This is a genomic window from Achromobacter spanius (assembly GCF_029637605.1).
Lineage (GTDB): Bacteria > Pseudomonadota > Gammaproteobacteria > Burkholderiales > Burkholderiaceae_B > Achromobacter > Achromobacter spanius_E.
In genome coordinates this window covers 1,073,269-1,084,216 of record NZ_CP121261.1, presented here as the reverse complement: position 1 = coordinate 1,084,216, position 10,948 = coordinate 1,073,269, and the positions used below count along the sequence as shown (strand labels likewise).

General features: G+C 68.5%; 5 protein-coding genes. 4 read left to right on the top strand and 1 reads right to left on the bottom strand.

The genetic code is table 11. From position 1 onward, the window contains the following. Genes glgX through treY form a run of 4 tightly spaced genes read left to right on the top strand, consistent with a single transcriptional unit; the run spans nucleotide 1 to nucleotide 8,712 of the window. Entirely contained in the window at nucleotides 1-2,112 is a 2,112-nt protein-coding gene (gene glgX, locus P8T11_RS04765) for a glycogen debranching protein GlgX (protein WP_268078020.1), read from the top strand. Next, nucleotides 2,109-3,908: a malto-oligosyltrehalose trehalohydrolase gene (gene treZ / locus P8T11_RS04760; protein WP_268078021.1), complete on the top strand. Its 1,800-nt coding sequence runs from the start codon at nucleotides 2,109-2,111 to the stop codon at nucleotides 3,906-3,908. The genes glgX and treZ overlap by 4 nt, the downstream gene beginning before the upstream one ends. Beyond that, a complete protein-coding gene (gene malQ / locus P8T11_RS04755; RefSeq protein WP_268078022.1) occupies nucleotides 3,905-6,067 on the top strand; it encodes a 4-alpha-glucanotransferase in 2,163 nt (720 codons plus the stop codon). Before treZ ends, malQ begins: the two co-directional genes overlap by 4 nt. Next, nucleotides 6,064-8,712, top strand: coding sequence for a malto-oligosyltrehalose synthase (treY, locus tag P8T11_RS04750; RefSeq protein WP_268078023.1), 2,649 nt, complete (start codon nucleotides 6,064-6,066; stop codon nucleotides 8,710-8,712). Before malQ ends, treY begins: the two co-directional genes overlap by 4 nt. 13 nt (nucleotides 8,713-8,725) lie before the next feature. Here treY and fhuE read toward each other — a convergent pair whose 3' ends face one another. Further along, nucleotides 8,726-10,933 carry a ferric-rhodotorulic acid/ferric-coprogen receptor FhuE gene (gene fhuE / locus P8T11_RS04745; RefSeq protein WP_326494492.1) on the bottom strand — a complete coding sequence of 736 codons (2,208 nt, stop codon included), beginning with the start codon at nucleotides 10,931-10,933 and terminating at the stop codon, nucleotides 8,726-8,728. Nucleotides 10,934-10,948 lie beyond the last annotated feature (15 nt).

Genomic DNA, 10,948 nt, shown 5'->3' with positions numbered 1-10,948 from the left:
ATGGACCCCACTCAGTTCACCCGCCTTACCACCGGCCGGCCGTATCCGCTTGGCGCCGTCAGCGACGGCCTGGGCGTGAATTTCGCTGTGTTCTCGGCCAACGCCACCCGCATCGAACTGTGCATTTTTGACGCGCGTGGCCGCAAGGAACTGCGCCGCTTCGATTTGCCCGAATGCACCGACGAGGTCTGGCACGGCTATCTGCCAGATGCGCAGCCGGGCTTGATCTACGGCTATCGCGCCCACGGTCCGTATGACCCGCGCAACGGCCACCGCTTCAATCCGCACAAGCTGCTGCTGGACCCCTACGCCCGCCAGATGACCGGGCCGGTCAGCTGGAGCGATGCGCTCTTTGGCTACCGCCTGAATCACGCGCGCGCCGACCTGTCGATGGACCGCCGCGACAGCGCGCCGGCCATGGCCAAGGCGGTGGTGACCGAAGACGTGCCGTTCAACTGGGGCAACAGCAAGGCCCCCGACACCCCGTGGACGGACACCACCCTCTACGAAGTGCATCTGCGCGGCGTCTCGATGCAGCGCGAGGACTTGCGCCCGCCACTGCGCGGCACCTGCGCCGCGCTGGCCGACCCGCGCTTTATCGAACACCTGCACCGGCTGGGCGTCACCGCCGTGGAACTGCTGCCCGTGCACGCCTTCCTGCAAGACCGCTTCCTGCTGGAACGGGGCTTGCGCAACTACTGGGGCTACAACACGCTGTCGTTCTTCTCGCCGGAACCGAGCTATCTGCAAAACGGCCCCAACGACCTGCGCCAGGCGGTGCGGCGCCTGCACGCGGCCGGCCTGGAAGTGATTCTGGACGTGGTCTACAACCACACCTGCGAAGGCAGCGAGCTGGGGCCGACACTGTCGTGGCGCGGGCTGGACAACGCCAGCTATTACCGGCTGATGCCGGGGGAAGAACGCTACTACATCAACGACACCGGCTGCGGCAACACCGTCAACGTGTCGCACCCCCGCGTCCTGCAAATGGTGATGGATTCCCTGCGCTACTGGACGCAGTCTTATGGCATTGACGGCTTCCGCTTCGACCTGGGCGTCACCCTCGGCCGCGAAGGCACGGGCTTTGACCCGGGCTCGGGCTTCTTCGACGCCTTGCTGCAAGACCCCGTGCTGGCCCGCGTGAAGCTGATTTCCGAACCCTGGGACATAGGCCCCGACGGCTATCAGCTAGGCAACCACCAGCCCGGTATGGCCGAATGGAATGACCGCTACCGCGACACCGTGCGCCGCTACTGGCGCGGCGACGAAGGCATGCGCGGCGACATGGCCGCGCGCCTGTGCGGCTCGCGCGACATCTTCGACCGCCGCCACCGCCGCCCCTGGGCCAGCATCAACTTCGTGTCCTCGCACGACGGCTTCACCATCCAGGACGTGGTCAGCTACGACGGCAGCCACAACGAGGCCAACGGCGAAAACGGCAACGACGGCCACTCGGAGAACTACAGCCACAACTGGGGCGAGGAAGGACCGACGGAAGACGCCACCATTCTGGAACGGCGCGGCCGCGTGCAGCGCGCCTTGCTGGCCACCTTGTTCCTGTCCGACGGCACGCCGATGATGCTGGCGGGCGACGAGTTCGGCAACAGCCAGGACGGCAACAACAACGCCTATTGCCAGGATGGCCCGCTGTCATGGCTGGACTGGGGGCAGGCGCAGAGCGACGCGGGCCGCGCGCTGAGCCACTTCGTGGCGCGGGTGGTGGCGCTGCGGCGCGATCACCCCAGCCTGCGGGCAGCACGTTTTGGGGATGCGGCGCAGGAGATCTGCCCGGGCGTCAGCGCCATCAGCTGGCTGGACGCGCATGGCGGCTACATCGACCAGGAATCCTGGGAGGACCCGCAATTGCGCACCCTGGCCTTGCGGCGCGCGGCGCTGCGCGAAGATGGCAGCGCCGATATTTCCTTGCTGCTGATGAACCCCAGCGCCGAGCCGGCCACCTTCACCCTGCCCGAACCCGCCCAAGCCTGGCTGCGTGAACTGGACTCGGCCACGCAAGTGCCCGCCGCCCCCGTTTCTGAATCCGAGGTCACGGTCGAGGCGCACAGCCTGGTCCTGCTGACCGCCACCTGCATCCCCGGAAGTGCCTCATGACCGTGTTGCCTGAACCCTATACCCATGGCGCGCTGCCGCTGCCTGACGGCCGCACGCGCTTTCGCCTGTGGGCGCCGTCGGCCCCGGCCGACCTGGCCCTGGTGATAGAGGGGCGCGTTCCCATCGCGCTGCAAGCGGACGCCGACGGCTACGCCCAGGTGGATGTGAACTGCGAGCCCGGCGCGCGCTATCGCTATCGCATCGGACAGGACCTGCTGGTGCCCGACCCCGCCTCGCGCTTGCAGGATGGCGACGTGCATGGCGCCAGCGTCGTCGTCGGGCCGGACACCTACCCCTGGCGGCATGCCTCCTGGATGGGCCGCCCCTGGCGCGAAGCCGTCATCTACGAAGCGCACCCGGGTCTTGCGGGCGGCTTTGCCGGCCTGACCGAACGGCTGCCCGAGCTGGCCAGGCTGGGCATCACCGTGCTGGAACTGATGCCCATCGCGGACTTCCCCGGCCCGCGCAACTGGGGCTACGACGGCGTCCTGCCCTACGCGCCCGACACCGCCTACGGCACGCCCGACGAGCTGAAGCGCCTGATCGACACCGCGCACGGGCTGGGCCTGTGCGTGATGCTGGACGTGGTCTACAACCACTTCGGCCCGGACGGCAACTATCTGTCCCAATACGCCGCGCCCTTCTTTCGCGACGACGTATCCACGCCCTGGGGGGCCGCCATTGATTTCCGGCAGCCCGCCGTGCGCCGCTACTTTGAAGAAAACGCCTTGTACTGGCTGACGGAATACCGCTTTGACGGCTTGCGGCTGGACGCGGTGCACGCCATTACCGACCCCGACTGGCTGGTGGAACTGGCGCGCTTTGTCCGTGGCCAGGTGCCGGCGCAGCGCCACCTGCACCTGGTGCTGGAAAACGACGACAACCGCGCCAGCCTGCTGACCGACGGCTACGACGCGCAATGGAACGACGACGCGCACCACGTGCTGCATCACCTGCTGACCGGGGAATCCCGCGGCTACTACGCCGACTACGCGGAACAACCCGCCCAGGCGCTGGCGCGCTGCCTGGCCGAAGGGTGGCTGTATCAAGGCCAGCCTTCGCGCTACCGGCAAGGCGCCGCGCGTGGCGAACCCAGCGGCCACCTGCCGCCCACGGCCTTCGTGCTGTTCCTGCAAAACCATGACCAGACCGGCAACCGCGCCTGGGGCGAGCGGCTGACCGAGCTTGCCGAAAACGCCGAACGCCTGCGCGCCGCCGTCACGCTACAACTGCTGGCGCCGCAGATTCCGCTGATCTTCATGGGTGAGGAATCCGGCAGCCGCGCGCCCTTCCTGTACTTCACCAGCCATACCGACCCGGCGCTGGCGCAGGCGGTGCGCGAAGGCCGCCAGCGCGAATTCGCCGCGTTCCCGGAGTTTGCAGGCGCCAATGGCGAGCCCGTGCCAGACCCGAACGCCGAAACCACCTGGCAGAAAAGCTCGCCCTGGTCCGGGGCCGACAACCCGGAAGCACAGCAGTGGCGCGACCTGTACCGCGCGCTGCTGGACCTGCGCCTGCGCCTCATCGCGCCACGAATGAATGGCGCGCGCAACGTCTTCGCCCGTGCCGTGGGCGACCACAGCGTGCATGCCCGCTGGCGCCTGGGCGACGGCGCCTTGCTGACGGCGTACATCAACCTGGGGCCGATGCCCGCTGCCTTGCCGCGCAAGCAAGCCACCACCCCGCCGTTGTTCTCGTCCTTGCTGTTCGAGTCGCGCGCGGGCGCGTTCGACGCCTTGAGCCAAGGCAGCCTTTGTTCAGAAAGCACGGTCTGGCTGCTGGAGGACGCCGCATGAGCGCCGCCACCCATGCGGGGCTGTCCGAGCTGGCCGCCGAGGCCGGCATTGCCGAGTACTGGACCGACGCCGGCCAGCGCCCCCGCCGCGTGTCGCCCGACACCTTGCGCGCGCTGCTGGCCGCCATGGATCTGCCCGCCGATTCCGAGGCGGACATCCGCGACAGCCGCCAACGCCTGGCCGCGCTGAGCGCGCAGGCGCACCTGCCCGCGATGCTGATCGCCCTGCCGGGCGAGGCCGTGCCGCTGCCGCCCGGCTGCGCCGGTACGTATCGCATCGAACCCGCTTCAGGGCCGGCCCTCTCTGGCCGCACGACACCGGGACAAGACGCCGCCGCGACCTTGCGCGCGCCAACCACCCCCGGCTACTACACCGTGCACACCCAGGCCGGCGTTACGACCCTTGCCGTCTGCCCGCCGTGCGCGCCGTCGCTGGATGAACTGCTGCAAGCCCAGGACGCCCGCGCCTGGGGCCTGGCCGTACAGGTTTACAGCCTGCGGCGCCCCGGCCCCGACCCGACACAGGCCACGCACGGCTTTGGTGATTTCGGTGCCCTGCGCGATCTGGCCGTCGCCAGCGGGGCGGCCGGCGCCGATGCGCTGGCCATCAGCCCCGTGCACGCCATGTTCGCGGCGGACCCGGCACAGTGCAGCCCGTATTCGCCATCCAGCCGTTTGTTCCTGAACACGCTGTACGCCGACCCCGCCGGCATCCTGGGCGCGGATGCCGTGCGCGACGCGCTGGCGGGCATGACCCCGGCGCGCCTGCCTGTGCTGGACGCACAACCCTTGATCAACTGGCCCGCGGCGGCGGGTTTTCGCCAGCAACTGCTGCGCCGCCTGCACGACCGCTTCACCACCCACGCCAGCGCCGAGCAGCGCCGCGCCTACGACAGCTACCGCACCGCCGCCGGCCCCGACCTGTTCGAACACGCGCTGTTCGAAGCCCTGCACGCCAAGCACAGTCTGGCTGCGGGCGCGCCCGTGCCCTGGACACAATGGCCCACCGAATTGCACCACCCGCGCTCGGCGGCCGCGCAACGCTATGCGACCGACCACGCGCACGATGTCGACGCGCACATGTTCAGCCAATGGCTGGCCTCCGAAAGCCTGAAGCGGGTACAGCACGCGGGCCGCGATGCCGGCATGCGGGTGGGTGTGGTGGCCGATCTGGCGGTAGGCGGCAGCCCGCTGGGCAGCCACGCCTGGAGCCGGGGGGCCGACCTGATGACACACGCCAGCGTGGGCGCGCCGCCCGACCTGTACAACCCGCTGGGCCAAGGCTGGGGCCTGACCGCGCTGTCGCCCACCGCCTTGCAGGCCTCCGGTTACTCGGCCTTTCTGGCAATGCTGCGCGCCTGCCTGGCCCACGCCGGCGGACTGCGCATCGACCACATCCTGGGCATGGCCCGGATGTGGCTGATTCCCGATGGCGCCAGCCCGCAAGACGGCGGCTACCTGCGCTTTCCCTTGCAACACCTGCTGCGCCTGACCGCGCTGGAAGCCCGCTTGCACCGCGCGCTGATCGTCGGTGAAAACCTGGGCACGGTGCCGGAAGGGTTTGATGCGCAGTTGGAAGCGCACGGGGTGCTGGGCATGGACGTGCTGTGGTTCATGCGCGGCACCGGTTCCGCGCCCGAAGCGGGCGCCGATAGCGCAACACCGCCAGCCCCCTCCGTCGAGCCCCCCGAATTCCTGCCACCCTCGCAGTGGCCCGCCAATGCCGTCGCCATGACCACGACCCATGATCTGCCCACCCTGGAAGGCTGGTGGCATGCGCAAGACATCCTGTGGCGCTCCCGCCTGCGCTTGCTGGCGCCTGACCAGGACCAGGCCGCGCTGCGCGCCGAGCGCCTGGAAGACCGCGCTACCTTGTGGCGCTCGGTCCAGTCCTGCTCGCCGGCCGCATCCACCTTGCCGCTGCCGCGTGAGACGCCCAGCGCCGAACTGCTGGGCTTTGTCGCCGCCACGCCTTGCCCCTTGATGCTGGTTCCGCTGGAAGACCTGACCGGCCAGTTGGACCAGCCCAACCTGCCCGGCACCACCACGCATCATCCCAACTGGCGCCAGCGCGTGCCGCTGTCCGTGGCGGACTGCCTGAGCGCACCCAACAGCCAGGCGCGGCTGCGGCCGGTGCGCGCCGTGCGGGGGCGGCGATGAACCAGACCCTGATCCCCCGCGCCACCGCGCGCCTGCAACTGCATGCCGGCTTCACGCTGGACGACGCCCGCGCGCAGCTTCCCTACTACGCCGCGCTGGGCGTCAGCCACCTGTACTTGTCGCCCATCACCCAGGCGCGAGCCGGGTCTACCCACGGTTATGACGTGATCGACCATCAGCGGGTCAGTGATGAGCTGGGCGGGGAAAGCGCCCTGCGCCGGCTGGCGGACGCCGCCCGCGCGCGCGGCCTCGGGCTGATTGCAGACATCGTGCCCAACCACATGGCGGCGCATGCCTCGAACCCCTGGTGGGCCGACGTGCTGCGGCACGGGCAAGACAGCGCGCACGCCACCACCTTCGATATCGATTGGGATGCGCCCGACCCCGCGTTGCGCGGCAAGGTGCTGCTGCCCGTGCTGGGCGACCTATACGGCCAGGCGCTGGCGGCGGGCGACATCCGCCTGGAACACGATGCGGATGCGGGCACCTGCCATATCAACGCGGGCGGCCAGCACCTGCCGCTTGCACCGGGCTCGCTGGCTGGCGAATCGGCCACCGACTCGGGTCGCGAGCGGCTGCATGCATTGCTGGAACGCCAGCACTACCGGCTGGCTTGGTGGCGCACCGCGCCCGACCAGATCAACTGGCGCCGCTTCTTCGAAATCAGCGAACTGGTTGGCGTGCGCGTGGAAGACAGCGCGGTCTTCGACGCCGTGCATGGGCTGGTGCTGCGCCTGTATCGCGAAGGCGTGCTGGACGGCTTGCGCATCGACCACATTGACGGCCTGGCCAGCCCCGGCGCCTATCTGCGCCGTTTGCGCCACGCCTTGCGGCAAGCGGAAGGCGAACGCAAACAGGCCGGCCTGCCCGGCGGCGCCTACCTGATCATTGAAAAAATCCTGGCCGACGACGAATCGCTGGACGCGCGCTGGCCCACCGAGGGCACCACCGGCTACGACTTCATGGACCAGGTGGGCGCGCTGCTGCATGCGCCCGAGGCGCAGGCCCAGCTTGATCGCTGCTGGGCCGCGCTTAGCGGCGACCCGCGCGACGCTACTGCCCAACTGCGCGACGCGCGCCACCGCATGCTGGCACGGCATTTCCCCGCCGAACGACAGGCGCTGGTGCGCGCGCTGACGCGCATCGCCCGCTTCGACCTGCGCACGCGCGATTGGACCGGTCCGGCCATCGACCGCGTGCTGACGGCTTTGCTGGCGGCGTTTCCGGTGTACCGCAGCTATGCGGAAGACGGGGGCCGCAGCGCGGCGGATGCGCATTGGTGCCGCGTTGCGCTGGACCAGGCGCGAGAAGCGCTGGGCGACGCCACCGCTGACGCGCGCTTGCTGGAACAGATCGACGAATGGCTGGACGGTGCGGCGCAACAGGACGTGGCCGACACCGCCGTAACGCAAGCCCGCGCGCTAGCCTTGCGCCGCTTCCAGCAACTGACTCCGCCGCTGGCGGCCAAGGCACTGGAAGACACCTTGTTCTACCGCCGAGGCCCGCTGCTGTCGCGCAACGAGGTGGGCTCCAGCCCCACGCGCTTTGCGCTGCCGCTGCAAGCCTTTCATGCGCTGAGCGCCGCGCGCGCGCGCACGCATCCCCACGCCATGCTGGCCACCGCCACGCATGACCACAAACGCGGCGAAGACACCCGTGCCCGGCTGGCCGTGCTGAGCGAAGCACCCGACGAATGGCTGCGCATGGTGGGCGCATGGATACCGCGCCTGGCCAAGCCGGGCGCGCCCAGCCCCGCCGACCGCTATCTGCTGCTGCAAAGCTTGGTGGGGGCGTGGCCGCTGTCGCTGTCGGCCGAAAGCTTCGATGACGGCAGTGCCGAGGTCACCGCGTCCGTCTCTGAATTGCTTGAACGCCTTGCGCAGTGGCAGGAAAAAGCCTTGCGTGAAGCCAAGCTGCACACCAGTTGGACCGACCCGGACGCCGCCTACGAAGACGCCGCGCGCGCCTGCATCACGGCCTTGCAAGACCCCGGCGATGGCCAGGCGCTGCTGCGCGACATCGGCGACTGGGCGCTGCGCATCGCCCCCGCCGGGCTGGTGAACAGCCTGACCCAGACCTTGTTGCGCAACACGCTACCCGGCGTGCCCGACCTGTACCAAGGCACCGACCTGTGGGACTTCAGCCTGGTCGACCCCGACAACCGCCGTCCTGTCGACTACGCCGAACGCGCGGCGTTGCTGAAGGCAGAAGATGCTGACCTGCCCATGGCCACCGACGCGGCAGCGTGGCGCAGCGGCGCCATCAAGCAGCAACTGATCCGCCGCGCCCTGGCGCTGCGTGCCCACCACCCCGACCTGTTCAGCCACGGGGATTGCACGCCGCTTGCCGTCATCGGCCCACGCGCGGCGCACGTGATCGCCTACGTGCGCCGCCATGAAGGGCGCTGCGTGATGGCCGTGGCGCCCCGGTTATGCGCGCGGGCGTTGGTGGCGTATGCAACGGACCAAGCGGCGCAGGCCTCGCGTTACTGGGAAGACACCCGCGTTGTTCTTCCCCCGGATATTGATGCGAGCGCGCTCTGCAACGTGTTGTCCAGGGCTCAGGTCAGCGCGAACACGGCGGGCGAAGTGCCCTTGACCGCGCTCTTGCGTGACTGCCCGGTGGCGCTCTGCACAAGCGCATGAGCGCCACCCACGCTTAGTACTGATAGCGCATCGTCAACATCGCGCTGGTGCCCGCGCCCCAGGCCCCCTGGCTGTAGAAGCCGACCTGGCTGTAGTACTTGCGATCAAACACGTTGTTCACATTCAACTGCGCCGACAGGTTGCGGTTGAAGCGATAGCGCGCCATCAGGTTGGTGATGGCGTAGCTGCCCTGGCTGACGCGTTCATCGCCATTGGGGCCGCTGGCAATCGTGTACACCCCGCTTTGCCAGTTGACGCCGCCGCCCACCGTCAGGCGGTTCCAATCGCCCGGCAACTGGTAGGTGGTGAACAGGCGCACCAGCGAGCGCGGCTGGTCGGTCTGGATGGGGGCGCCGTCACCATCGCGGGCCGTCCAATGCGACCAACCGGCCGCCACGTTCCAGCCCGGCGTCACTTCACCCGACATCTCCAGGTCGAAGCCACGGCTGCGCGTACCTTGTGCGGCCCGGTACGCCTGGTTGATCGAACCCGGCACCAAGTAACCCGGATCGGTCTGAGCGACGTTGTCCTGCTCGACTTGAAAAATCGCGGCGCTGGCGTTCAGCCGGCCTTCCAGGAATTCGCCCTTGATACCGGCTTCATAGGACTTGCCTTCCAGCGGGTCCAGCCAACTGCCGTTGCGGTCCTGGTAGCTTTGCGGGTTGAAGATGCCGGTGTAGCTGACGTAGGCCGTGTAGGTCTCGTTGATGTCGTACAGCAAGCCCGCGTAGGGAATGAAGGCGTCCTTGTCGAAGGCCGTGCGGTTGCCGCCGCCAAAGCCCACCGAGTCCGTCTTCCACGTGCTGTAGCGCCCGCCCACGATCAGCTTCAGGGGGTCGGCCAGGTTAAGGCGCAGCGCGCCGTACCAGCCGCTTTGCTTGGTGGTGTAGCGGCTGGCGGTGACGGCGGTGTCGCTCCATTGCGGTTCGGGATACGAGCCATCCCAGTTGAAGAAGTTGCCTACCGGCGCGGCGTCCAGCGCCGAGCGGTAATCGAAGTCCGCGTATTGCCGGGTGAAGCTGGCGCCCACCACCGCTTCATGGCGGCGGCCGAATGCGGTGAACGGGCCGGAGGCCTTCAGGTCCAGGCTGTTCTGCTTGCGATCGCCCACGTACCAGGCGGGCGATCCATTCACGCCCAAGCCGGTTTCGCGATCGGGCCAACCGTACAGGTACAGCAGCTTGCCATCCATTTCGTGCTTGGAATGAGACGCCACGGCCTGCACGCGCCAGTCGTTGTCAAAGCGGTGTTCCAGGCTGGCGAAGCCGCCCGAGGTGGTGCTGGCCCAGGAACTCCAGTCCGCGCCGGTATTCAACGACCGCTTCCAGTCAGTGCGCCCGCCGTCCGCGTACCACAGCGGAAAGCCGCCCCAACTGCTGCGCTGCGGGTCATTGTCCTGGTAGTTGAAGCCCGCGCTGAAGGTGGTGCGCGAGGTCAGGTCCGCGTCCACCACGCCGTAGAAGATCTTTTTCTTGTTCTGATAGCCGTCCAGGTACGAATGGTTGTCCTGGTAGGCCGACACGATGCGGCCGCGCACGCTGCCGGATTTGTTCAGCGGCGTGGACAGGTCCAGCGTGCCGCGATACGTGTCCCAATTGCCGGCGCTGACGCTGACATCGGCCTTGAATTCGCGGCTGGTGGCGTGTTTGCGCACCAGGTTGATGGATGCCGACGGATTGCCCGAGCCCGTCAACAGGCCGGTGGCGCCCCGCACGACTTCCACGCGGTCATAGATGATGGGGTCGATGGACGATTCGCCGCCTGCATAGCCCGTGTCGAAGTCGGTGGGTACGCCGTCGTACAGGTAATTGGTAATGGCGAAACCGCGCGAGCTGAATGAATAACGCTCGCTGTCGTAGTTCTGCACCGAGATGCCGGGCGTGCTGGCCATGACGTCGGCCAGGGACAACATGTTTTCGTCTTCCATGCGCTGGCGCGTCACCACCGTGACCGACTGCGGTGTCTCGCGCAACGTCAGCGGCAGGCCCGTGCCGGCGGCCGTGGCGCGCGGCGTGTAGGACCCCGTCCCTTCCGTCGTGGTCGGGTCGCCCTCGCCCACGACCTGCACGGTGGGCAAGGTTGCCACGGCGCTGTCCTGCGCGGCCGCACCGGCGCAAGCCAGCGCCATCAGCACCAGGACGGAGGTGCGGCGTAGAGGCAAGCCTGGCTGATCAACAGAGTGAATACGGGGTTTGCGGCGCTGCGGCCTGGCTGCTTGCATGCTGGCTTCCTCTCC